Here is a 24233-nt window from a genome sequence, read left to right as displayed (position 1 = left end):
GATGCGCCGGCCCGGCACGCCTCGGGGCGCGGCGGCTGCCAACCCTCAGCGCTGCCGCGTCGCGCGCGGCGGTGTCTTTGCCCAATCGTAGCCGCGAGCGGCCAGTCCATGGCCCAGCTCGAACAGCCGCGTCATGTAGACGCGGTCGAACGGTTCGCGGGCCTCGATGTCGAACTCCTTCGGCACCGCGGCGAGGTTGAAGTCGATGCGGCTGGCGACGGCATCGTCGTAGATGCGGATGATGTCGCCGAGGCCCTGGCTCTTGATGAGGGTCGAGATCGAGCGTGACGCGATACTGAAGGTGGTCGCGTTCACCGATTCCCACTCCGGGGCCAGCTTGCTGTTGCGGACGATGTAGAGCCGGTGCTGCGCGGTGAGGCCGAAGCGCTCGTCGAGCGCGCGCACGTTGACGTGTCCCGGCAGGAAGAAGACCTGCTGGGTCGTTCCACCGTCGACGTGCATTTCCTCGAAGCGTTGGCCGCCGGCCTCGACCGGGATGAAGACCGGCGGGAAGACGCCCGGAATCGCCGCCGAGGCGAGCAGCACCTTGCGGAAGAGGTCGAGGGCGCTCGGGTGTCCGCTCGCGGCGATCGCTCCCATGTCCCAGATCACCGGGCGCTGGGCATCGAGGTTGGTGGTGCCGATCAGGAGGCGCCGGCCCCGGGTATGCTCGTGAGCCACCGCGGACAGGATGGCAGGTGTCACATAGACCGCGATGAGCTGGGCGAGCTTGGAATTGTCGGCAACGGCGACGCCTCCGAACACCGCGTTGACGAACTGCGGGTTCGCCAGTTCGGAGGTCGAATAACGCGTGTAGATGTCACGCAGCACGGGATCGTAGGCCGGCCCGAGATAGGCGAAGGGCGCGATCAGTGCGCCCGTGCTGATGCCCGTGACGATGGTGAACTCGGGCCGCGTGCCTGCGGCCGACCAGCCGACCAGAAGGCCGGCGCCGAAGGCACCGTCCGAGCCGCCGCCCGACAGCGCAAGATAGCTCAAGTTCGCGTTCGACGAAGAGGCAGCGACGCCCGATTGGCGGAGCTGATCGACCATCTGCGCTGCGATGCGATCGATGCCGGCCGGCACCTCGTCGCCCCAGCCGCGCACGTGCGTGAGGCCGACCGGCGTCGCCTCGCCGACCAGCTCCATCGGCACCGTCAGGCGCGCCATGCTGACCGCGCAGCCGGCCACGACGAGCACCGAGACGAGCGCCAGGACATGGCGCAGCGGCCCGGTCAGGGAATTCAGACGCACCATCCTGCTCGATCCCGCTGCCCGAACACCAAGCGGGCGGCCACTGACACCGATGACAACTCGATCTCTCTTCTAGCCGCCCAACACTACCGGATCGTAACATCGCAGCAAAGCGGCGCCGGCGAGGCGGGCGAGGTTCGCGCCCGGCTTGTGGTCGGCCGGCACCGCTCGTCAATGGCGGCCGGCGCTATCCGGGCGCGAGGCACAACGGGGGGCAACATGCACGACAAGATCGACATCGGCGAATTCCGTATCCGGCCGGGCCAGAAGCTCACGTCCGGCGACCTCATGACCAGCTGGTCCGGGCCTCCGCCGTTCGATGCACTTGCCGGCAAGAAGCTCAAGAAGCACGCACGCGAATTCCTCGAGCAGCAGCGCGCGGAGTTGTCCGACGTGCAGGAACGGCTCTATGCCAGTGACACCCATTCGGTGCTGATCGTGTTCCAGGGCCGTGACGCGGCCGGGAAAGACAGTGCGATCAAACACATCATGAGCGGCGTCGATCCGGCGGGCTGCCAGGTGGTGAGCTTCAAGGCACCCTCGGCCGAGGAACTGGACCACAATTACCTCTGGCGCTGCTGGAAGGCGGTGCCCGAGCGCGGTCGGATCGGTATCTTCAACCGCTCGCACTACGAGGAGGTGCTCGTGGTTCGGGTGCACCCGGCCATCCTCGCCAATCAGCGGTTGCCGGAACGCCTCGTCACGGAGCACATCTGGCAGGAGCGCTACGAGGACATCAACGCGTTCGAGCGCCATCTGGCGCGCAATGGCACCGTCATCATCAAGCTCTTCCTCAACGTCTCATTCGCGGAACAGCGCAACCGCTTCATCGAGCGGCTGACGGATCCGGAAAAGGCCTGGAAGTTCTCCGCCCGCGACGTCGCCGAGCGAAAGCATTGGGACGACTACGACGTTGCGATCTGCGAAATGCTCGCGGCGACCAGCACCGAGCACGCGCCCTGGTACGTGGTGCCATCCGACGACCAGTGGGTGTCGCGGGCGCTCGCGGCCCACATCATCACCGAGACACTCGAGGGTCTCCGACTGGAGCGCCCGCAGCTCTCGGGTGAGGAGCGCGCCAAGATGGCCGACAGCCTCAAGTCCCTCAAGGCGGAAAGGGTTTAGGGCGCCCAACCCTGCCGGCGGCCATCCCCGGCGAGTCCATGGCGGGCGCTGCTCGTGACAGCGGGGCCGCCAAGTGGCATGCTCGAAGGCAGCTCACGGTAAGCGCATGCCGGGGCCGGGCCCCGACGATCATTCCGACAAGCACGTGAGCGAGGAGGAGACGATGGCCCACAAGTACGCTGGCGGCTGTGACCATGTGCACACCCATGCCGATCGCGAGCCGATCGACAACCACACCTGTCATTGCTCGGTCTGCAAGCGCGTCACGGGGCAGCCGACGACGCACGTGGTGTTCTTTCGCCACGGTGACGTCGCGGTCGACAATCCCAAGGGTTTGAAGCGCCAACCGTTCAACGACCAGAATCCGGGCGGGCCGCTCGAGCTGTGCACTTGCTCGACCTGCGGCAAGCCGATCATGCTCGACGACAAGCAGGGCCGCATCCGGGTGATCGTGCCGAACCTCATGGGGTACGACAGCAAGGGCCTGCCGGCGACCTATCACGCCTTCTACGATCCAGCTACCGGGGTTCCAAAGCCCAACGACGGGCGTCCTGTCTATGAGGGGTTGCGTCCGGATTTCGTCTGGCCGAAGCCGGCCTGAGAGGGCTGTCGAGGCGGGGGGCGATTGCGCGCCGTCGATCCAGTTGACCGTCAGTCCTTCGACCGGCTCCTGGCCACGCCACGTTCGCGCGCGCGGCTCGACCAGAGCTTGCGGAGCAAGCGCTCGAACGCGGCGGGGGGTGCATCGAACAAGGCTTCGCCGCGTGTTCTCGCGTCGCGGCGAAGCACAACCTGCATACCGAGGACGAGGCCGTCGATCAGGGCCCTCTCGCGTGGGGCGAGTGCGTGTCCCACGTTTCCGGCAATCCAGGTCTGCAGCACGGCGAGGTCATGGTCCTCGCCGAGCATGCGCGCCAGGAGGCGTGTTTCGACCTGACGCTCGTTCAGGCGGCCATCGAAAAAGACGGCGGTCAGCTTGAGCTGGCGGGCGAGACGTTGGGCGGGCTTGCGCCACTCGTGGTAGTCCTCGCTGCGGCCGCTCCCGAGGGCGGTCGCCATGCTCTTGCGCGCCTGTCGGTAGATCCGAACGAGGGCGCGCAGGGGCGCCTCGGGGTCCTCGTCGGCGGTCGGCAAATCGACGATCATGCGCCGGGCGCGAGCGAGTTCGCGAGCGAACCGTTCGACGTCCAGCGTCGGTGTGGCAGGGAGCCCTGCTTGCGGTGACGGCAGGACATCCCGGCGCGTGCGCGCTGTTCCGCGATGTCCCGCGATGGCGGACGCCGCATTCGGTATCGCGTCAGCCGGTGCCACGTGGGCCGCCAACGATCGATCGACCGCATCGAGAACGGGCAGGATCTCAGGGCACGTTACGAGCAACGGGCGCAGCCCGGCCGACACCGCACGCACCAGATCGTGGTCGCGCAGCGGAGCCACATCGCGCGCCAAGTCCCGCAAAGCCCGGTCGGCCGCGCGCACCTTGCCCGACTCGAACCCGCTCGCCGCGAGCGCCAACGAGGCGCGCACGCGCTTCAGGCGCCGGCGGGCATAGTGGACGATCTCGGCGGGCGGCAGGTCGCCCGTCATCGCCTTCTCGATCCTGTCGATCTGGGCGAGAGCCATGCCGCGGGCATTCTCTGTCGACGTTCGATCGGGGGCGAACGAATAGCTCACGTCCGGCTCTCCGTGCGGGCCGTGTCGGCCCAGGCGAGCCAGGCGCGGGTGCGTGCCTCGGGCTCGGCGGCAGTGACGAGGTCGGTGACGACGGCGATCGAACTGGCGCCAGCCGCGAGCACCGCATCGGCGCGCTCCAGCGTGATGCCACCGATCGCGACGAGCGGGCAGCGGGTCTCATCGCGCCAGGCCGCAATCCTCTCGAGCCCCTGGGGGCGCCATTTCATGACCTTGAGGCGCGTTTCATAAATGGGCCCGAGGGCGACGTAATCGGGGCCGACGGCGAGGGCGCTCGCCAGTTCGGCGCGATCGTGGGTCGAGATGCCGAGACAGAGGCCGGCGGCGCGGATCGCTTCGCGGTCGGCGGCCACGAGATCCTCCTGCCCGAGATGCAGGTATCGAGCGCCGAATCGGATCGCCTCGCGCCAGTAGTCGTTGACGATGAGCGTCGCGCCATGGCGGTCGCAGAGTTCGAGCGCACCGGCGATCTGACGCTCGATCTCGGGCGGCGCGGCGTCCTTGAGGCGCAGTTGCACCGTGCGCACGCCGAGCGGAACGAGGCGCTTCAGCCACTCGAGGTCGGGCAGGACGGGATAGAAAACGTCGATCGCGCAGCGCTGGTCCGGGCTGTCGTTGCGGGGGGCGGGCATGGTGAGGCTCCGGGGGCGGACGGGACGACTCAACGGGCGAGGTCGAAGAATGGTGTGCCCGCGACCGGTGTCGAGGGGGTCGCCATGTCGCGGGCTTCCATGAGACCGGCCTCGAAGGCCAGGCGGCCGGCCGCGACAGCCTCGGCGAAGGCCCGCGCCATCGCCACCGGGTCGCCGGCTTTCGCCACCGCCGTGTTGAGCAGGACGGCATCGTAGCCCATCTCCATGGCGGCGCAGGCATGCGATGGGGCGCCGAGCCCTGCGTCCACGACGAGGGGCACCTGCGGGAAATAGGCCCGCATGGTGCGCAGCGCATAGGGGTCGGTCAGGCCCCTGCCCGTGCCGATCGGGGCGCCCCATGGCATCAGGACGCGGCAGCCGGCATCGAGGAGGCGTTCGGCGACGCCGAGATCGTCGGTTGTATAGGGAAAAATTTCGAAGCCGTCCGCGGCCAAGGCTCGAGCGGCGTCGACCAGGGCGAACACATCGGGCTGGAGGGTATCGTCGTTGCCGATGACCTCGAGCTTGATCCAAGGGGTCTCGAAGAGTTCGCGCGCCATCTCGGCCGTGGTGATCGCCTCGCGGGCCGTGCGGCAGCCGGCGGTGTTGGGCAGTACGCTGACGCCCGTCTCGCGAACCAGGTCCCAGAAACCCTGGCCCGTTCGGCCCCGCGTACCCTCGCGGCGGAGAGAGACCGTTACGATAGAGACGCCGCTCGCGTTAATGGCCTCCTGCAGGACGGCGGGCGAGGGGTATTGTGCCGTGCCGAGCAGGAGGCGGCTGGTGAGCGCCCGGCCGTAGAGGGTCAGGGGTTCGTTCGCGCTCGTCGTATCGGTCGTGGTCATCGTCGCCCCTCGGGGACCATCCTCGCAATTCGAGGTGCCGTTCGGTCCCGGGCGCATCCTCGCTGCTCTCATTTCGTTGCCATCCGCCGGTTTGGCAAGCGGTCGGCTGGGAAGGCCGCCTCGGCCTAACCGCCCTGGCGTGGCGAGACGATCTCGATGCGGTCGCCCGCGGTCAGGCGACAAGCGCTGCGGGCCGCGCGTGCGACGAAGCGGCCGTTGAGCGCGGTGGCCACCTGCTCGGGCGCCATGTCGAGGCTGGTGACGAGTTCGGCGAGCGTCGTCGCGCGCGTCTCCTCCTCGGCGCCGTTCAGCACGATCGAGAGCGAGCGTGGGGCCGCGCCCGCGGCCAATCGCTCGAGGTGCTCGTGGCGGTCGTCCATGGCGTCAAACCTCGGTTCGTCGGCGATGTTTCGGGCCGCCTGTGGCCAGCCGTCACGCCCGTTGCCACCGCCCGCCGGGCTAGGAACCGCGCTTTGCCGCGAGCATCGCCGCGACCTCGACCGCGAGCGCCGGGGCGCTCAGAAACCCGTGGCGGAACATGCCGTTCACATAGATGCGCCCGTCCCGCTGCGCAATGGCCGGTACGTTGTCGGGAAAGGCCGGGCGCTCGCCGGCGCCCAGTTCGAGGATCTCGGCCTCGGCGAAAGCCGGGTGCAGCGCGTAGGCCGCCCCGAGCAATTCGAGGGCGGAACGCACGGTGACCGGACCGGCGCCCGCACTTTCGATCACCGTCGCGCCGATCATGTAGCGCGGGCCACCCCATGGTACGACGTAGAGCGGAAAGCGCGGGTGGAGAAGGCGGATCGGGCGGGACAGCTGAACGTCCGGGGCGTCGACGACGATCATTTCGCCGCGCACACCGCGCAGCCGCGGCAATTCGCCGGCAGCCGCGATGCCGCGGCAGTCGACGACGACGTCGGCCGGCGGGAGGGCGGCGTCTTCGCGAACGCCGAAGCAGGTCTCGACACCCTCGGCCCGAACCCGCGCGAGGAGGTGCGCGAGTGCCTCGCGCGAGCACATGTGGGCCTCTTCGGGATAGTGGAGGGCACGGGAAAAGCGGCCAGCGAGAGCGGGCTCGAGGGCGGCGAGGCCGTCGGCATCGAGGAGGCGGTGGCCCGTTGTCATGCGGGCGTAGCGGTCGAGTTCGGCGCGGTCACGGGCGGCGGTGAGCACCAGGCTGCCGGCGGTGACGAGGGCAGGGTATTCGGCGCGCCAGAGTGGAAGCGAGGCAAGGCCGAGGTCGTGGACTCGCGCGCTCGCCGCCTCCGCCTCGCAAAAGGGGGCGAGCATACCACCGGCGTACCAACTGGCGCTCGCTGCAAAGGGGGCCGAGGCCGGGGAACGCTCGAGGAGGGTGACGTCGTGGCCGGCACGGCGAAGGGTCAGGGCCTGCCAGAGGCCGACGATGCCGGCTCCGCGCACCACGATGCGCAGGCCGTTGCCGGGGCGGTCGGCACGGCGGGGTGGGGCGGGCGGCTTCGTCGGCACGATCATCTCCCAGGGACCGGACGGGGCCGGTCGGGCGCGTGGTCCGGGCCGTGCGGCGACCGGTCGAGCCACGACTTGCCCCGACATTTGCCGCAACTGCCGGCCTCGCGCCAGGGGTCGTGCGCCGGCCGACCGATGTCCGTGGCCGGCGCGGGTGGTGCGGCGGGCGCCGACAGTTGCCGACAGTCGCCCGTCTACTGTGCGGCGGTGCCTTCGCGGCGGGGGTCGGCGGCCGCCTCCCAGCCATCCGGCCGGCGCACGATGATGGCGAGCCCGCTCGTCATCGGGGCAAGGCGGACCGCGTGTCCCTTCAGTGCCATGTTCAGGGCACGGCCGGGGGCCCGATGGGTCGGCTCGATCTCGAAGGGGCCATTACGGGCGGCGAAGTTGTCGAGGCCGGCCACCGCGTCGGCCGCGAGCTTCCAGTCCAGCAGCCCGACGATGGCCTTGACGACGTAGGCGATGATGCGGCTGCCGCCGGGCGAGCCGAGGACGGCCCAGAGCGAGCCGTCGGGAGCGAATATCATGGTCGGCGCCATGGAGCTGCGCGGCCGCTTGCCCGGTCCGGGGGAATTGGCGAGGGCCTGGCCCTCGGCATCGACGGGTCGGAAGGAAAAGTCGGTCAGTTGGTTGTTGAGCAGGAAGCCGCCAGCCGAGCGGCCGGAGCCGAACGCCATCTCGATGCTCATCGTGGCCGAGACCGCATTGCCAGCCTCATCGACGATGCTGACGTGCGTGGTTCCGGGGCGCCCGAGCGCGGCGTCGCTGCCCTGCGGGATGATGGCCTGGGCGGGTGGTGCGCCGGGCTCGCGCGGGCCCGCGGCGCGGGCCGCTTCGATCGCCGCACTGCGCGTCGCCAGATAGGCGGGGTCGAGCAGCCCGGCGACCGGCACCGGCACGGCGTCCGGGTCGGCGAGGTAGTGGGCACGATCGGCGAAGGCGAGATTGCTCGCCTCGGCGATGAGGTGGAGGCTGGCGGGCGAGCCGGGACCCGCCAGATCGAAGCGCTCGAGCATGGCGAGGATTTGCAGCACCGCGACGCCGCCCGACGATGGCGGGCCCATGCCGCAGACCTTCCAGCCGCGATAGCCACCGCAGACCGCCGGCCGTTCGATTGCCCGGTAGCCGGCGAGATCGGCGAGCGTCATGTCGGCCAGGGAGAGGGGCGCGGCTGCGACCGCTTCGACGACCGCTTCGGCGAGCGGGCCCTTGTGCAGCGCGTCGGGGCCGGCCCGCTGGACGTCGGCGAGGGTGGCGGCGAGGTCGGCGTTGGTCAGCCGGGTCCCGATGGCGAGGGGTTCGCCGGTGGCGTCGAAATAGCGGTCGCGGGCGGCCGCATCGAAGGATTGGGGACCGCGCTCGGCCAGGAGCCGATGGAGGCGGGGGGAGACCGCAAAGCCCTTGGCCGCGACCTCTATGGCGGGCGCGACGACGAGGGGCCAGGCGAGGCGGCCATGGCTGGCGTGGGCCGCGTGCATGAGCGCCAGGGCACCGGGTACGCCGATGCCGCGCGCGCTGGTGGCCGCCTCGTAGAAATCGAGCGGTGCGCCGGCGGGCGTGAGGAAGCGGTCCGGCCGGGTGGCGGCGGGTGCTGTTTCACGGCCGTCGTAGGTGGTGAGGCGGCGGGCGGCGGCGTCCCAGTGGAGGAGGAACCCGCCACCGCCGAGACCGGAGGACTGCGGTTCGGTGCTGTTCAGGACCAGGAGGGCGGTGACGGTGGCGTCGATGGCGTTGCCGCCGGCATCGAGAATGGCGAGGGCGGCTTCGGTTGCGATTGGATTGGCGGTGACGACGGCGCGGCGGGCGGCCCTGACGTGGTTGACGGCGCCGCGAATGCCGGCGGCCTCGGGGTTCGCGCGGGCGGCGTCGGCGGCGGCCGGCGCCGGGGCCGTCTGGGTTGACGGTTGTTCCGGTGCCCGGACCGGCTGCTCGGCTGTCGCGCCGATGGGTGCGAGGACGACGGCAACGAGGACGGCAAGGAGCAGGGCGAGGAGCAGGGCAAGGCTGGCGCGACCGGACCTTTGCGCGCGGCGAGGTGTGGCATGTGTCGACGGCGGGCGGGTGCTCGCGGCCGCGCTTTGTATGTCCCCACCGGATGGTTTCACGTTGTCGATGCCATGCCTCGTCAATGGAAATCCCTCGATTTCGGTATGACACGTTCTTGGCGCGGATGGCGGCCGGGTGTCCAGCCCGATGGCTCGGGACCCGGGCGGCGAACCTCGTCGGCGCGGGCGACGGGTGGGCTGAGGCTGGCCGCTTCCTCGGTGAGACGCTGGAGCCAGTCCGTGCGGTCCTCGAGGTGGCCGGCGACGACGTGGATGATGCTCTCGTGGCGTTGAATGCGGCCGCGTATGTGCACCAGTCTCGCGCCCATGACGACGCGGCGAAAGCGCTCGAGCGTCGCCGGCCAGACGATCGCGTTGGCGACGCCGGTTTCATCCTCGATGGTCATGAAGACGACGCCCTTGGCAGAGCCCGGGCGCTGGCGAACGAGCACGATGCCGGCCACCGAGACGGGCGCGCCGTCGCGCAAACCGCGCAGACCGTCACAGTCGAGGCATCCCTCGCGCGTCAGATCGGCGCGCAGGAACGCCATGGGATGGGCCTTCAGCGACAGGCGAAGCGTCTGATAGTCGCTGACGACATGCTCGCCGAGGGTCATCTCCGGTAGGACTGTCGGGTTCTCGGGTCCATGCTCGCGGGCCTCGGCCCAGGAAAAGAGCGGCATCGCGGGAGCGCGGGCGAGGGCGCGCACCTCCCAGAGGGCCTGGCGGCGGTCGAGGCCGAGGGAGCGCATGGCGTCGGCCGCGGCGAGACGCTCGAGGGTGGGAATGGTTGTGCCGGCGCGCTCGCGGATCCCGGCGACATCGCGAAAGGGGTGACGGGGGGCCGGCCCCCGACCCACCCCTTGGCGCGGCGGCAGGACGCGGCCGCGCAACCGCGGCGGCGGATCGGAGGCGAACGGTCCAGCCCCGTTGTCGTATGGGCCGGGGATGGCGGGAGGAACATCCGAGCCACGCGAGGCGGGGGGGGCGCCGGGCCCACCTTTATGCGTCGAGCATCGCGCCTCGAGGATGCGCACGGCCTCGCCGGTGTCGAGACCGTCCACCTCGCGCATCCCGAGCCGCAGCGCCCAGCCTCCCTTGCCGTCGGGTTCGAGGGTCGAATCCCAGTCGCTGAGGTTGACATCGACCGGACGAACCACGACGCCGTGCTCGCGGGCGTCGCGCACGATCTGGGCCGGAGCATAAAAACCCATCGGTTGGGAGTTGAGGAGCGCGCAGGCGAAGGCGGCCGGATGATGGCACTTCAGCCAGGACGAGACGTAGACGAGATGGGCGAAGCTGGCGGCATGGCTCTCGGGAAAGCCGTATTCACCGAACCCCTTGATCTGGCTGAAGCACCGTCTGGCGAAATCGGCTTCGTAGCCCCGCGCGATCATGGCGGTCACCATTTTTTCCTCGAGCTGGCCGATGGTGCCGACGCGCCGGAACGTGGCCATGGCCTTGCGCAGGGAGTTGACTTCCTCGGCCGAGAAGCGGGCGGCGACCATGGCGATGCGCATGGCCTGTTCCTGAAAGAGGGGGACGCCGCGGGTCTTGCCCAGGATGCGGCGGAGTTCGTCGGGGGGGCCATGCTCGGGGGATGGCGAGGGATAATGCTCCGGTTCGAGGCCGTCGCGGCGACGCAGGTAGGGGTGCACCATGTCTCCCTGGATCGGCCCCGGGCGCACGATCGCCACCTCGATCACGAGATCGTAGAAGCAGCGCGGCTTGAGACGGGGAAGCATATTCATCTGCGCGCGGCTCTCGACCTGGAAGACACCGATCGAATCGGCCCGGCAAAGCATGTCGTAGACGACCGGATCCTCGCGCGGGACGCTGGCGAGCGTCAGCTCCCGCCCGCCGTGGTCGACGAGGAGGTCGAAACACCGCTTGATGCACGAGAGCATGCCGAGCGAGAGAACATCGATCTTGAGCAGCCCGAGCTCGTCCAGGTCGTCCTTGTCCCATTCGATGAAGGTGCGCTCGGGCATGGCGGCATTGGAGATCGGCACGACACTCGAGAGGGGGCCGCGCGTCAGGACGAAACCGCCGACGTGCTGGGAGAGGTGGCGCGGAAAGCCGATGATCTCCCGGGTGAGTTCGATCGCGAGCATGATGAGGGGGTCGTCGGGCTCGAGGCCGGCCTCGACGATGTGCTCACGCGGCAAGACTCCCGATCCGTGCGAGCCCCAGACCATGCCCGCCAGCGCGCCGAGCGTGTCGTTGCCGAGCCCGAGGACCTTGCCGACCTCGCGCACCGCCGAGCGAGCGCGATAACGGATGACCGTGGCGGCGAGGCCGGCGCGGTCGCGCCCATAGCGCGCATAGATGTACTGGATGACCTCCTCGCGCCGCTCGTGCTCGAAGTCGACGTCGATGTCGGGCGGCTCTCGCCGTTCGGGGGAGATGAAACGCTCGAAGAGGACATCGATCTCCGCCGGATCGACGCTGGTGATGCCGAGACAGTAGCAGACGGCCGAGTTGGCGGCCGAGCCGCGTCCCTGGCAGAGGATGCCTCGGCTGCGCGCGAAAACGACGATGTCGTGGACGGTGAGGAAATATGGCGCGTAGCTCAACTGGCGGATGAGGGCGAGTTCGCGCGCGACATTTTCCTTGACCTTCGCGGGAGGGCCGGAGGGGTAGCGCCAGAGGAGCCCTTCGCGCACCAGTTCGGAAAGATGGTCGTCGGGCGAGCGTCCTTCGGGTACCGGCTCGTCGGGGTATTCGTAGATCAGTTCGTCGAGGGAGAAGCGGCACTCCCCGGCAATCTCGATCGTCGATTCCAGGGCCAGCTCGAATCCGCGCATGAGACGTGACATGGACGCGGGGGAGCGCAAGTGGCGCTCGCAATTGGCGGCGAGACGCCGGCCGGCATCGGAGAGAAGCAGCTTTTCACGGATGCAGGTGAGCACATCCTGCACGGGCCGGCGGTGGGCCGAATGATAGAGCACGTCGCCGGTCGCAACGGGACGAATACCGTGACGGGCGGCGAGAGCGGTGAGCGCCGCCAGGCGTCCCGCATCGTTGCCCTCGAGGTAGTGGGTCAGTGCCAGATAGACAGGAGCGCGCCTCGCGCCCCGCGCGATCTCCCGCACGCGCAGGAGATCGGCTTCGAAGTCGCCGGGACGCGGATCAGGGCAAGATGGCGGCGCCAGGGAGTTGCCGGCAAGGGCGCGGAGCGGATCGTCGTCGCGGGGCCGGGGGTGCCAGGAGCGTGGCGGCACGACGATCAGAACCTGGCCCTGTGCGTGCTGCTCGAGGTCGGCGAGACGGAGGTGACACTCTCCCTTGGGTGCACGCAGGTTGCCGAGCGTGAGGAGTTGCGAGAGGCGGGCATAGGCGGGGCGGTCGCGCGGCAGACAGAGAATGTCCGGTCCGTCGAGAAATGTCAGCCGGCAGCCGATGATCAGACGCAGTCCGATGGATCTGGCTGCGGCGTGGGCCCGCACGACGCCCGCCAACGTGTTGCGGTCGGTGATGGCGAGGGCCGCGAGGCCGAGCGCGTGCGCGGTCGCAACGAGTTCCTCTGGGTGCGAGGCGCCGCGCAGAAAGGAAAAATTCGTGGCGACTTGGAGTTCGGCATAGTCTCGCTGCATCTGGCGCATGTCGGCACTCCCGATCGGAACGTTTTCCGACACCAGCGGGGTGGCCGCAGGTGGGGGAAGTCGGTGGCTGGTCAATCAGGCGAAGAACCCGTGGATGAACCAGGCCGGAGCGGCGTCGTCCGCCCGAGCCCGGCTGGATGCGGCATCAGCTGCCGGTGGTCCGGAGCCTGGGCGCGTGTCGCAGGGTAACGGTGGCGACGGAGCGAACGTCACCGGCCCGTCGGGTTCGCCTTCGTAGAGACCGTTGCGGAAGACCCAGTAGCGGCGGCCCCGATCGTCCTCGATCACATAATAGTCTCTCGTGCGCGAACTTTCCTTTTCGTTGCGGTTCCACCACTCCGGCGCGATTCGTTCCGGTCCCTCCACGCGTCGGATGCGATGGGCGAGGCGGCGCCAGCGAAAGTGCTGGGGAGGGCCGTCGGGCACGGCAGCGATGACCTCGATCGGCTCCGGGCGGGGGAGCAGGAGAATGGGACGGGACACGTTCGATCGGACGGGCGACGATGACGCTTCGGAAAGGGGGGAGAGGCGGGCCGGCGACCTGCGGGGTGACCCTCCTGGAGAAGAGAAATGATGATTCGAGGTGAGAACCGCCATTCGATGCTCTGCCTTCTCGGGTATGTGGGTGTCGCGCAACTCGTGCCGGAGCACGGCCTGCCGGCCGATCCGGTTGGCGATCCGGTCGAGCAGCGCGGAGACATCCTTGGAAGAGGAACACGCGGTTGCGGCGCCGAGTTCGGTCGTGCGCGGGGTGAGACGGTCGGTCGTCGTGGCGAGGCAACGGATCGCATCGATGCCGTATCCGGCATCGAGACCGGTGATCCTTTCGCGCAGGAGAGAGAGGAAATGGCCGGCGTCGCAGGAGGGGGCGGCAAAACCGACACGGACATCCTCAGCCGTCTGGTCGCTGCGAAAGAAGGTGACGACGAGTTCGAGGGCGCCATTGCCCGAGCGCTCGAGGAGATCGGCCAGATCGCGGCTCATCAGCTCGAGGCAGGTGACGATGCCTTCATGGGAGACGAGAGGCTCGGCAAAGACACGGCGCACGCCATGGCGCGGCTCGGAAAGGAGAGGGCGCGGGCGCTCCGTCGCGTCGCCCACGATCTGGGAGAGCCTATGAACGACCGCCTCGCCGACTTGACGGGAAGGAAAACGGCGGCGCAGGGCCTGGCGTTCGATGGCACAGAGCTGGGCGATCCGGCGCAGGCCGAGGCGTGAGAGGAGTTGACGTGTTTCGTCGGTGAGACGCAGGGCGGCGACGGGAAGATCGGCCACGGCTTCGCGCGTCCGGCCGGCAGTGGCGATGGCGATGCCGGGGTGAGGGAGATCCAGTGGCGGCGGTTCATCCTCGTGCGGATGGTGGCCAGTGGGTCCGCCGGCGTGAGACGCGGGCCTGCGTGCTGGGGGCCGGGAAGCGGACCACGATCGCAGACTTGGAGCATGACGGGCGAGCGCATGGGCCGCGCCATAGGTGTCGGCCAGCCCCGTGCGCACGCCGAGGCCCGATCTTGCAAGACGCGTGACGAGGTCGGTCAGGAGATGACGTTCGCCGCCAAAGAGATGGGCGGTTCCGCTGACGTCGACCCAAATGTCGGCCGGCCCGTCGATGCCGACACGCGCACCGTAGCGGCCACACCAGTGGGCGAGCCGTCGCAGATCGGCATCGTCGATCTCGCGTGTCACGGCAGCCGAGCGCAGGTTCACCAGAAAGGCACGCGCATCGACGAGCCGCATGCCTGGGCGCACGCCCGCCGCCAAGGCGCGGCGGTTGACGGCATCGACGACCGTGACGCCGGCAATCTCCTCAACCAGAACGAAGGGCTCGTGGCGAGGCATCGCGGCCGGGTTCCTCGCTCGGCGACGCTGCATCCGCCAATGGGGAAGCCAAAGAGAAACGATGCGCGACATCGGACCACTCCACGACCCACGACGGTTGAGAAAAATCAGCAAGTCCACGCTCGAGCGTGACGCGCCAGCGCATGAAGCCGGGAGCGCGACCGTCGAAGGGGGCGGGGGCGCTCGCGGAAGGGGCGATCAACCAGCGGCTCGACGTCACGCTCAACCCCGCCCGATGCGCGGCCGAAAGAACGAGGCAGAAGACGCCAGTCTGCCGGGCCGCCAGGAGGAGGCGGCGTGCCTGAGGCAAACTCATGGCGCCGGGAAGCCCGATCAAGGTGGGGAAACAACCCGCCACGGCGGCCTGATCGAGAGCCCAGAGAACGTCCTTGCGGCGGGATGGAACCACGGAAATCACGTCCTGCGGGGCGATGCCGAAGGGGGCCAGGCCACAGGTCTGCAACAGACCATGCTCGCTTTCGTTGCGGGACGTCACGCACCACAAAAGCCGAGCACCACCCTGTCCGGCGGACGGATGCGAGGAATTCACGGCACGGTCGCGGCGAGCGGCATGGAGGGCGAGCGCAAAGCCGAGGGCAACCGCGAGGTCCGCTTCGGATGGCGCACGGATCTCGTGAAGACCGGGCGGGAGCCGGCTGAGAAGCGAAGTGAAGGAGCAGTCCGTGTGCTCGATGGCGAGACGGGCATCACCACGCGGCCCACCGGACCGCTCGAAGAGGTGCTCATGGCAGATCGAGGCGAGTTCGCGACGAAGGCTGGCGATGAGCTCTGATCGTGCCTCGGCCGGCGGCGAGGTGGTGGAGGTCGAGGGGGCTGCCAGGAAAGGCCGATGGCGGACAGGAACGGATGCGCCGGGAGCCACGGGGGAAGACACCGGCATGGAGAGAGAAAAAAGGCGGCGCCCATGCCGATCCGGTAAATCGGACCGGTCCGGCAACGCGGGCGTTCCGCCAGAACACGATACGGCACCGCCATCTGCCGATGACGGACGCGCCGGACCATACGCAACGGAACAGCGCGGTGAGCGCGTGGTGCCAGGCACCTTGCCCAAGAGCGCGGCCGCCCGGGGGTGGGGGGCATGGGAAGCCGCCGCTCGAAGCGCGCCCGCGGCATCATCGCCACGAGGGGGGTGAGGAGATGACTGCCGGTTCACGGGAACGCTCTCGACAAATGGCTCGCGATCTGTTCTTTATTTGTTCTACACAATAAGCGCGCGATCAGCAAGATCAAAAATCGAACAAAAAAAGAACTTTTTTGCTTGACACGATCGATCGGCCAAGTTCAGGGTTCGGAACGTAAGCGCAACATCATGGCGGTGCAATCGCTCCGGGCAGGATGTCAGGCAGGAGTAAAACGCCATTCTCGAGGTGGTTCGCGGCTTGCCGGACGACCAAGGGATCGCCTCATCCGCGGGTCGGTCGAAAAGGTCGATGGTCACCAGGGGGCGCGGGACGATTCGAGGGTGCGACGGAAGGGCGAACGGCAACCGAGCCTAGCGCAGATGGTCCGGTGCGCGCCACGGATAGAGGAATTGTTAAGGTAAACCCGAAATAGTGGAGGCCGATCTCACGAGGGCAACCCTCACAGTAAAAGGCGTGGAGTTCAGTATGTTCGGTTCGCGTACGTTTGGCAGGTTCGCGCTTGCGCTCGGCCTTGCCGCATTCTCCAGTGGTCTATCGGCCGACACCGCATCGGCGCAAAACTGGTTCGCCAGTGCCTTCGGATTCAGCAACGGCAGCGGCGGTGGTCTCTTCGGCTCGGCACCCAGCCGACCCTCTGCCGGCGCCTTCGGGACGCGTTCGCTGGTTGCCTTTCCCTCGCAATACGCGCCGGGCCAGATCATCGTGAGCTTCGCCGATCGCCGGCTCTACTACATCCAGGCGAAAGGGCGCGCCATTTCCTATCCGATCGCCGTGCCGCGCGAGCAGAGCCGCTGGGCCGGTAAGATGGCGATCACGCGCAAGCAGGAAAACCCGACCTGGACGCCGACGCCGGAAATGCGCCGCGAGAACCCGCGGTTGCCGGCCGTCGTCGCCGGTGGTGATCCGCGCAATCCGCTCGGCTATCACGCCCTCTATCTCGGCTCGACGCTCTATCGCATCCACGGAACCGATGCCCCGTGGACGATCGGTCAGGCGGTCTCGAAAGGGTGCGTGCGGATGCACAACCAGGACGTGGCCGATCTCTACCGCCGCGTCGGTGTCGGCACCCAGGTCACGGTGACCTGGCAGCGCTTTCATTCCATCTGAACGCGCGCTCGGCCGGCCAAGTGCGGCCGCTTGCACGAGAGCAGACGAATGGCGGGGACCCGTGGCGGAGCAAGACGCCCGGCGCGGGGTGAGCCGCAATAGACGCAGCGGACGCCCTCGCCCGATTGTCGGGCGGGGACGTTTCCTCGGGCGACGACCGAGAATGCCGCTTGATCCATTTCGGCGAGGTGGAGATGCGGACTTCTCGGTCACAACGAGGCTAGAGGCCGGTCGTCAGCATTTCGACGGGGGCACCAGAGCGCAAATAGACACGTGGCAGGTATGGGCTGAGGTGATTGACGAGACTGTAGACCATCCAGCCGGCGGCCGAGGCCGTCGCAACCAGGTCGTTCACACCCTGCCGGGCGATGACGGTCACGATGTCGCCCGGTGAGAGGCCGGAATCGGTGGCATCGAACAGGTAGTGGTTGAGGGAGACCGAGCCGACGCTCGGGCAGACGCGATCACCGGCCAGCACGACACCCTTGTTCGCCAACTCGCGCGGCAACGCATCGAAGAAGCCGACGTGCAAGGTCGCCAGGGTCATGTCGCGGGGGGCGATGAATTTGCCGAAATAGGTGACCGAGGCGCCAGCCGGTACGGGCTTGAGAAACTCGACGCGGGCCTTCAATTCGAGCGCCTGGGTCAGCGTGAGACCGACGTCGCGGTCGCCGGGAAAGGGCAGCACCCCGAACAGGCACATCGCCGGGCGCACCAGGTCGAGATGGGCGTGCGGGTAGTGCAGGATGCCGTGCGTGCTCGAAAGGCTGCGTAGCCCTGGATCGATCCCCGCGCGCGCGAGGTCGTCGAGCAGGCCGGAAAAGCGCTCGAAGATCACACGATCCTGCTCCTCCTGCTGCATGAACGTCGAGAAGGTGCCACGAACCTCGATCTCCGGCAGGCGGTCGATGGCCTGGAACAGCCCGAGGGCCCGGTCGTGGGCGACGCCGACCCTGCGCAATCCGGTGTCGACCTTGACGAAAATGCCGGCCTTGCGGCCAAGGCCGCGCGCAACGTCGGCGATCCGCTCGGCGAGTTCCCGCGTGTAGACGACCGGTGTCACGCCGAGGCGCACGACCTCCTCGATCGCGGCGTCGGTATAGAGCGCGTCCATGGCGACGACGTCGATGCCGAGGTCCCATCGCTGGATCGCCAGAGCCTCGCTCAGCTTGGCCACCATCATCCAACGCACGCCCTCGCCGGCCAGGGCGGTGGCGATCGGGCGAAGGCCATGGCCATAGGCATTATTCTTGATGACCGGCATGATCTCGCTGCCGGTGCGGGCGCGGATCGCCGCGAGATTGCCAGCGATGGCATCGAGATCGATCTCGAGCCAGGCGCCGAGGCCCGCCATCGTGCGCTCGAGGTCGGCGGCGGCGGACCCGATGTGTGTGACAGCAGCTTCGCAGGCTATCGTCGAGGCTTGGTCGGCGGGCATCGGCTCCTCCTGGTGTTCCGTGGTGGGCAACGGGCGCTCGGGCATCGAGCGATCCGGCCCATGGTCGCTCATGGTCGTGTGGATCAGCGTGCCGGCCGCGGGCGGAAACCGGCCCTCACACGGACCAGATATTCGCGCCGCAGCTCGAGGGTCACCGGTCCGCAACCCCCATCGCCGATGGGGCGGCCGTCAACCTCGCCGACCGGCTCGACATAGGAGGAGGCGCCCGTGACGAAGGCCTCCTCGGCGGCGAAAACCTCGTCGAGCCGATAGCGGCGCTCCTCGATGGCGAGATCGCGGGCGCGGGCTGTGGCCAGCATCGTCTGGCGGGTGATGCCGTGCAGGATCTCGTTGGTCACCGGTCTCGCCACGATGGCGCCCCCCGTCACGATGAAGAAACTGCTCGCACCTGCCTCCGTGACGTAGCCTTCGGGGTCGATCAAGAGCGCCTCGTCGGCGCCGGCGCGGTGGGCAGCGGTCTTGGCGATCACCTGGCCGAGCAGATTCGACGTCTTGATGTCGCGACGTGCCCAACGCAGGTCCGGCGCCGAGCGCAGGCGGATCGGGCGCGGCAGGTCGTCGGCGCGCTGGTGGCCGGGCGGCTGCGTGAAGGCGAAGACGTTCGGCGATAGGCCCTGCGGGACGACGTAGTTGCGTTCCGCCGTGCCACGCGTCACGTGCAGATACAGGAACCCCTCCTCCAGACCGTTTCGTGCGATCAGCTCCGAAAGAACCTCGAAGAACGCGTCCTCACCCATCGGCTCTCGCATCTCGAGTTCGCCGAGCGAGCGGCGCAGACGGCGCATGTGGTGCTCGAAATCGACGATGTGGCCGTCGAGGACACCCAGCCCCTCGTAGACGGCATCGGCAAAGAGCAAACCACGGTCGAAAATCGGAAGGCAGGCCTCGGCCTCATCGACGAAGGTGCCATTCAAGTAGACGATCCTGGACACGGATGGGCTCCCTGAAGAATGCGGAACGCGGCGATGCGACGGTCGTCGACGGGACTCGGACCACTCCACCAGCGGTGTGCCAGCGGCCGCAGGCTGGATCGTCATCGGAGCCCGAGCGTCGCGAAAACACAACAGGACGATTGCTTCTCCAGGGGATGATCATCGAAATCAATAGAATGATTACCCGAATACGGAATGATCGTCGCCGTTCGATCCCACCGTTGTCGCCCCGAGGGGGCGCCACGATCACTCCGGAGCCACCATGCTGATCCGCGTCCTCCTTGCGAGCCTCGTTCTGGCCGCTGGCGCACCATTGGCCGCGAGCGCCACGTCACCGGTCGCGGAGGCAAGTGTGCCGTTGCCGCGCATCTCGCCACAGGCGGCTGAGAAGCGCGCGCAAATGCTCAGGGAGTTCGGTGCGCCCGCCCTCACTTATCTGGAGAGCCTCAAGGGGCGGCCCGGCTTCAAGGCGCCAAGCGAGCTCGATGCCCGTTTCACGCTGGCGTTCTATGTGAACGCCGAGGGGCGCGGCGAGCAGGCCCAGCGGATGTGGGTTCTGCAGCGCGATGGCGCGGGCGGCCCCTGGCGAGTCGGTCTCTGGGACAAGAAATACTGGCAGCGCAAGGGATTGCCGGCCGGCTTCGAGCCGCCTTACAGCTGGCTGGTTTCGACCGGACGCAAGTATGCGGGCGATCCTTTCTCCGGCCCGACGCCGACGGGAGTCTTCGGTATCGACGAGCGGAAATATCGGCTCGGGCGCGGCTATACGGCTCCGGGAATGATCAACGTGGTCTACATCGACCTGCACTACAGCGGCGGCCGGCGCTCCGGCGTCGCCTTCCACGGCACCACACACGGGCGCTATGGTCGGCTCGGGGCCATCGACAGCCACGGCTGTATTCGCATGACGCAGGCCAATGCCCTGGCGGTGCTCGACCGTTTGCAGGGTCGCGACAAGGTCCTGAGCGAGGACGAGCGCTGGGGCGAGGTGCCGCGCTTCTGGCGGTCCGAGCGTGGCGGCAACCGCTATGGCTACACGCGCGACGGCACGCTGATTCCCGCCGACATGGCAGGCGGGCAGATTTCGGCGATGGCGGTGGCGACACCCGAGGCCCGGATCGAACCAGCCGCACTGAGCGATGCGACCGCGGCTTCCGCGGTCCTGACCAAGACGGGCTACAAGGCGGTGGCTGTCATCTTCCGGGACTGAATTCGGGGCGAGCCGGGCAGCGCGGTATTGCGGCGACGGTCGCGGGGGATGCCCGTTGGAACCCAGATCAGGACGACTTTTCGGATTTTCCGACGAGGCCGGCTCGTTCGCATTCCGCTGTCCGGAGTGCAAGCGCATGCATCGTGGCTCGCCCTCGTTCAGTCTCGCCGAACCACCCTATTGCCTCGCCGTGCCGCGCGAGGAATGGGCTGAGCGTGTCACCCTGACCGGGGAGACCTGCATCATTCGACCCGCTGCGCAGGAGCCCGGTGGACAGATCATCCACTGCCTGCGCGCCGTGCTCGAAATCGCCATCGAGGGCGTGCGTGAGCCCTTCACGCTGGGCGTCTGGGTCAGCCAATCGCCCGAAAACTTCGTGCGCTATCTGGGGATGTCGGACGACGAGCGGGCGGGAGAGGGCAGCTTCGGATGGCTGACGGTGAACTGGCGGCCATACAACCGAAGCAACGCGGGCGGCGATCTCGAGAGTCTGGCGAGTAATGTGCTCTGGCGGTCCGGTGGGCTGCGACCGCTCGTTCAGCTGCAGGCCTGCGACCACCCGCTCTACCTAGATCAGCGGGATGGGTTCACATGGGAGCGGGCGGTCGAGGTCGCCCGCGTCATGATGCACGGCTGATCGGGTCGGTTGGCTTGGCGCCCGGCGCGCGATCGCCGGACGCCGGGGCGATCGGTTCAGCGCTGCGCGTTGGATTGCGAGCGCGCCGCGTGGGCTGCCGCGAGCAGGGAGCCTTCCAGCTCGACCAATGGCCGCGCGGGTTCCTTCGGGACGCTCGCGGCGGGATCGGTCGGAGCAGCGACAATCGCATCACCCCGGGCGCGAGCGAGGCGGAGCGCCTTCAACTGCTCGCGGGCCTGGAAAACGCGCAGGCGCTGGAGATGGCCGAAGGCCAACACGGCACGTACCTCGCCCTTGTCCATGAGGAAGCTCTCGATGGCTCCGAAATAACGCAGCTGCTTGAACGAACTGGCGACCGCGTCCGCCTCGAGCTGGCATGCGCCTTCGATTTCTCGGGCCTGCAGCGGGCCGCTCGATCCGGTCCGCGAGAGCACGCGTGCGAGATGCACGGCGATCTTGGTCAACTCGCGCGTCGCCCAGGTGGCGCCGGCGACGTCGTCGCGCCAAAGCTCGAGAGCGATGGCGAGGTCGAGTTGATCGAAGCCCTCGGTGTTGGTGAGATGAACGGCGGGCTGATCGGACATGCTTGCTACCTCGATGAGACGGATCGACGGGGCGCGCGGGATGGCGGGCGCCCGCCCCGCCGGGGTCAGCCGACGGCCAGCCGACCATGGTGCATCGGCGTGAAGGTCTCATTAACCGGGTGGTGGACCGGCCACTCGCGGGCCGGCCGCGATCGTCCCCGGCCTTGACCGGAGATGCGGGTCGAGCCCACCATCGCCCCAACACGTCCAAAGGGAGTTCTACATGGCCGCACCGCTCAGCGAAACGCATGTCTACGTCGATGGCGATTGGCATGCCGGCGACGTCAGGATCATGGGCGCGCGCAGCCATGCGTTCTGGCTCGGCACGAGTGTCTTCGACGGGGCGCGGGCCTTCGACGGCGTCACGCCCGACCTCGAACGGCACTGTGAGCGGTTGAACCGGTCGGCCTTGGCGCTCGGGCTCAAGCCGACGATGACGGGCGAGGCCATCGTCGGCCTCGTTCGGGACGGCCTCGAGCGTTTCGAGAGCAAGGAGGCGATCTACATCCGCCCGATGTACTGGGCGGAGGCCGGTGGCTACATGTCGGTGCCGGCAGATCCGGACTCGACCCGCTTCCTCATCTGCCTGCACGTGGCGCCGATGATCGCGCCGACGGGGTTTTCCGTCACCGTTTCGCCGTTCCGCCGGCCGACGCCGGAATGCATGCCGACGGATGCCAAGTCGGGCTGCCTCTATCCGAACAACGGGCGGGCCATCATGGAGGCCAAGGGGCGCGGCTTCGACAACGCGATCGTGCGCGACATGGCCGGCAACGTGGCCGAGACGGCGACATCCAACGTCTTCATCGTGCGCGACGGCGTGGTGATGACGCCGGTTCCGAACGGCTGCTTCCTCAACGGCATCACGCGCCAGCGAACGATCGCGCTGTTGCGCGCGGCAGGACACGAGGTGATGGAGACGACCTTGCGGGTCGAAGACCTGATGCAGGCGGACGAGATTTTCTCGAGCGGAAACCACTCCAAGATCGTCCCGATCACGCGGATCGAGGAGCGTAGCCTGCAGCCAGGGCCCGTGGCGCAGAAGGCGCGTAAGCTCTACATGGACTGGGCGCACGGCTGAGGCGGGCGCCGGCGGAGGCGGGAGCGTCATGGCGAACTGGGACGAGCGCTATGCGGGCGCGCCACACGGGCTCTTCGGCGATGCACCAAACGAATATGTCCGCGAGGTCACGGCGCGGAGCGATTTCCGAGCGCGCTCGGCGCTGGTACTCGCCGACGGGGACGGGCGCAACGGACGCCATCTGGCGGGGCTCGGATTTGCTGTGACGGCGGTGGATCTCTCGGTGGTCGGCACGCGCAATGCGTTCGCGCTCGATGCCGCGCGAGGCGTCGCGCTCGAGCGGATCGTCGCCGACCTCGACGACTGGTCGGTGCCGGCGGGGCGGCAATGGGACAGCGTTTTTCTTCTCTATCTGCAGGCGCCGGCTGCAACCCGTGTCGCCGCGCTTCGGCTCGGCTGGCAGGCGCTCGCACCGGGCGGCATTTTCGTCCTCGAGGGCTTTGCAAGAACCCTCGAGGCGGAGGCCATGGGGCCGGGGCCGGAGGAATTGCGCTACGACCTCGACGAGATCATCGGGGCGCTCACCGGGGCGGAGATCATCGAGGCGCTCGCGGGCCGGGTACGCCTCGACGAGGGGCTGCGCCATACCGGTCTCGCGCAGGTCGTCCGATACTGCGGACGCAAGCCCGCCGCGGCGGACTGACGGGTCGCGGGACGGCCCCCCGAGGAGGGGGCCGTCCAACTTCCGGCGCCGGTCAGCTCGCCGGCTTGGCGTTCGGGAAGAAAAGCGGCTCGCCATTGATCTTGTAGGAGCCGATGGCCTCCTGACCGGCCGGCGAGAGGATCCAGTCCACGAACTGCTGGCCCGGACCCTTCTTGACGGTCGGGCAGCGGTCCGGGCTGACGAGGATGATCCCGTACTGATTGAAGAGGGATTTGTCACCCTCGACAACGATGGAGAAATCGCTCTTGTTGGCGAAGCTGCTCCAGGAGGCCCGGTCGGTCAGAATGTAGGCTCCCATTCCGATGCCGGTGTTGAGCGTCGCGCCCATGCCGGAGCCGGTCTCGCGGTACCAGGTGCCCGAAGCCGCGCCCACGTCGATGCCGGCCGCCTTCCAGAGTGCGAGTTCCTTCTTGTGGGTCCCGGAATCGTCGCCGCGCGAGGCGAACGGGGAGGCCGATGCGGCGATGCGGCGCAATGCGTCGGCGGCGTCGCGGCTGCCACGGATGCCCGCCGGGTCGCTTGCCGGACCGACGATCACGAAATCGTTGTACATCACGTCACTACGGCTCACACCGAAGCCATCGGCGACGAATTTCTCCTCGGCGGCCTTGGCGTGGACGAGGAGGACGTCGCCGTCGCAATTGGTGGCGTTCTTGATCGCCTGACCGGTGCCGACGGCGACGACGCGAACGGAAATCCCGGACTGCTGCGTGAAGATCGGCAGTATGTGCTCGTAGAGGCCCGAGTTCTGGGTGGAGGTCGTCGACTGGACGATGATCGAGTTGTCCTCGGCGGCGACCGGCGTGATCCCAACCGGGATGATCGGGGCCACGGCGAGCAATGCCGCGGTCAAGAGGCGTCTGGCAAGAGGCATCGT

The 24233-nt window shown here is 68.2% G+C and carries 21 protein-coding genes; 8 read left to right on the top strand and 13 right to left on the bottom strand.

Going from position 1 to position 24233, the window contains the following annotated elements; genetic code table 11:
* Window positions 1-45: 45 nt before the first annotated feature.
* Entirely contained in the window at window positions 46-1257 is a 1212-nt protein-coding gene (locus GC150_16320) for a patatin family protein (protein MBI1386474.1), read from the bottom strand.
* 216 nt (window positions 1258-1473) lie between these two features.
* Here GC150_16320 and GC150_16315 point away from each other — a divergent pair, with 216 nt between their 5' ends.
* Both GC150_16315 and GC150_16310 read left to right on the top strand, forming a co-directional pair.
* Window positions 1474-2379 carry a polyphosphate kinase 2 family protein gene (locus tag GC150_16315; protein MBI1386473.1) on the top strand — a complete coding sequence of 302 codons (906 nt, stop codon included), beginning with the start codon at window positions 1474-1476 and terminating at the stop codon, window positions 2377-2379.
* Window positions 2380-2542: 163 nt separating this feature from the next.
* Window positions 2543-2980 carry a hypothetical protein gene (locus GC150_16310; protein MBI1386472.1) on the top strand — a complete coding sequence of 146 codons (438 nt, stop codon included), beginning with the start codon at window positions 2543-2545 and terminating at the stop codon, window positions 2978-2980.
* 50 nt (window positions 2981-3030) lie between these two features.
* On the opposite strand, the gene GC150_16305 is transcribed toward GC150_16310, so the two are convergent.
* From GC150_16305 to GC150_16270, 8 genes are all read right to left on the bottom strand, one after another.
* A complete protein-coding gene (locus GC150_16305; GenBank protein MBI1386471.1) occupies window positions 3031-4050 on the bottom strand; it encodes a CHAD domain-containing protein in 1020 nt (339 codons plus the stop codon).
* The gene (locus GC150_16300) at window positions 4047-4700 is read right to left on the bottom strand and encodes a thiamine phosphate synthase (GenBank protein MBI1386470.1); all 654 of its coding nucleotides are present in this window, start codon (window positions 4698-4700) and stop codon (window positions 4047-4049) included. Before GC150_16300 ends, GC150_16305 begins: the two co-directional genes overlap by 4 nt.
* A 29-nt stretch (window positions 4701-4729) precedes the next feature.
* Entirely contained in the window at window positions 4730-5545 is an 816-nt protein-coding gene (locus tag GC150_16295; protein ID MBI1386469.1) for a thiazole synthase, read from the bottom strand.
* Window positions 5546-5670: 125 nt separating this feature from the next.
* A complete protein-coding gene (gene thiS, locus GC150_16290) occupies window positions 5671-5925 on the bottom strand; it encodes a sulfur carrier protein ThiS (protein MBI1386468.1) in 255 nt (84 codons plus the stop codon).
* Between the two features lie 79 nt (window positions 5926-6004).
* The gene (locus GC150_16285; protein MBI1386467.1) at window positions 6005-7039 is read right to left on the bottom strand and encodes an FAD-dependent oxidoreductase; all 1035 of its coding nucleotides are present in this window, start codon (window positions 7037-7039) and stop codon (window positions 6005-6007) included.
* Window positions 7040-7227: 188 nt separating this feature from the next.
* Window positions 7228-9018 carry a gamma-glutamyltransferase gene (locus tag GC150_16280; protein MBI1386466.1) on the bottom strand — a complete coding sequence of 597 codons (1791 nt, stop codon included), beginning with the start codon at window positions 9016-9018 and terminating at the stop codon, window positions 7228-7230.
* Window positions 9019-9158: 140 nt separating this feature from the next.
* On the bottom strand, window positions 9159-12674 hold the full coding sequence (gene dnaE / locus GC150_16275) for a DNA polymerase III subunit alpha (protein MBI1386465.1): 3516 nt from the start codon (window positions 12672-12674) through the stop codon (window positions 9159-9161).
* Window positions 12675-12758: 84 nt separating this feature from the next.
* Window positions 12759-14519 (bottom strand): hypothetical protein, encoded by a 1761-nt coding sequence (locus tag GC150_16270; GenBank protein ID MBI1386464.1) that lies wholly within the window; start codon window positions 14517-14519, stop codon window positions 12759-12761.
* Between the two features lie 235 nt (window positions 14520-14754).
* Between GC150_16270 and GC150_16265 the strand changes: the two genes are divergently transcribed.
* A complete protein-coding gene (locus tag GC150_16265) occupies window positions 14755-15312 on the top strand; it encodes a hypothetical protein (protein ID MBI1386463.1) in 558 nt (185 codons plus the stop codon).
* Between the two features lie 835 nt (window positions 15313-16147).
* Window positions 16148-16789, top strand: a complete 642-nt coding sequence (locus tag GC150_16260) for a L,D-transpeptidase family protein (protein ID MBI1386462.1) — start codon at window positions 16148-16150, stop codon at window positions 16787-16789.
* Window positions 16790-17009: 220 nt separating this feature from the next.
* Here GC150_16260 and alr read toward each other — a convergent pair whose 3' ends face one another.
* Window positions 17010-18299: an alanine racemase gene (gene alr / locus GC150_16255; protein MBI1386461.1), complete on the bottom strand. Its 1290-nt coding sequence runs from the start codon at window positions 18297-18299 to the stop codon at window positions 17010-17012.
* 11 nt (window positions 18300-18310) lie between these two features.
* Window positions 18311-19285: a D-amino acid aminotransferase gene (locus GC150_16250; GenBank protein ID MBI1386460.1), complete on the bottom strand. Its 975-nt coding sequence runs from the start codon at window positions 19283-19285 to the stop codon at window positions 18311-18313.
* A 157-nt stretch (window positions 19286-19442) separates the two neighbouring features.
* Here GC150_16250 and GC150_16245 point away from each other — a divergent pair, with 157 nt between their 5' ends.
* The gene (locus tag GC150_16245) at window positions 19443-20390 is read left to right on the top strand and encodes a L,D-transpeptidase family protein (GenBank protein MBI1386459.1); all 948 of its coding nucleotides are present in this window, start codon (window positions 19443-19445) and stop codon (window positions 20388-20390) included.
* A gap of 55 nt (window positions 20391-20445) precedes the next feature.
* The gene (locus tag GC150_16240; GenBank protein MBI1386458.1) at window positions 20446-21027 is read left to right on the top strand and encodes a DUF2199 domain-containing protein; all 582 of its coding nucleotides are present in this window, start codon (window positions 20446-20448) and stop codon (window positions 21025-21027) included.
* Window positions 21028-21083: 56 nt separating this feature from the next.
* Here the strand turns inward: GC150_16240 and GC150_16235 are convergent, their stop codons facing one another.
* Entirely contained in the window at window positions 21084-21611 is a 528-nt protein-coding gene (locus GC150_16235) for a hypothetical protein (GenBank protein ID MBI1386457.1), read from the bottom strand.
* 223 nt (window positions 21612-21834) lie between these two features.
* Between GC150_16235 and GC150_16230 the strand changes: the two genes are divergently transcribed.
* Window positions 21835-22692, top strand: coding sequence for a branched-chain amino acid aminotransferase (locus tag GC150_16230; protein ID MBI1386456.1), 858 nt, complete (start codon window positions 21835-21837; stop codon window positions 22690-22692).
* A 28-nt stretch (window positions 22693-22720) separates the two neighbouring features.
* Window positions 22721-23335 carry a class I SAM-dependent methyltransferase gene (locus GC150_16225; GenBank protein MBI1386455.1) on the top strand — a complete coding sequence of 205 codons (615 nt, stop codon included), beginning with the start codon at window positions 22721-22723 and terminating at the stop codon, window positions 23333-23335.
* Between the two features lie 52 nt (window positions 23336-23387).
* On the opposite strand, the gene GC150_16220 is transcribed toward GC150_16225, so the two are convergent.
* Window positions 23388-24230, bottom strand: coding sequence for a sulfate transporter (locus GC150_16220; protein MBI1386454.1), 843 nt, complete (start codon window positions 24228-24230; stop codon window positions 23388-23390).
* Between the last annotated feature and the right edge of the window lie 3 nt (window positions 24231-24233).

It is taken from the genome of Hyphomicrobiales bacterium, from assembly GCA_016125495.1.
Taxonomy (GTDB): domain Bacteria; phylum Pseudomonadota; class Alphaproteobacteria; order Rhizobiales; family RI-29; genus RI-29.
This window is presented reverse-complemented; position numbering and strand designations above follow the sequence as displayed.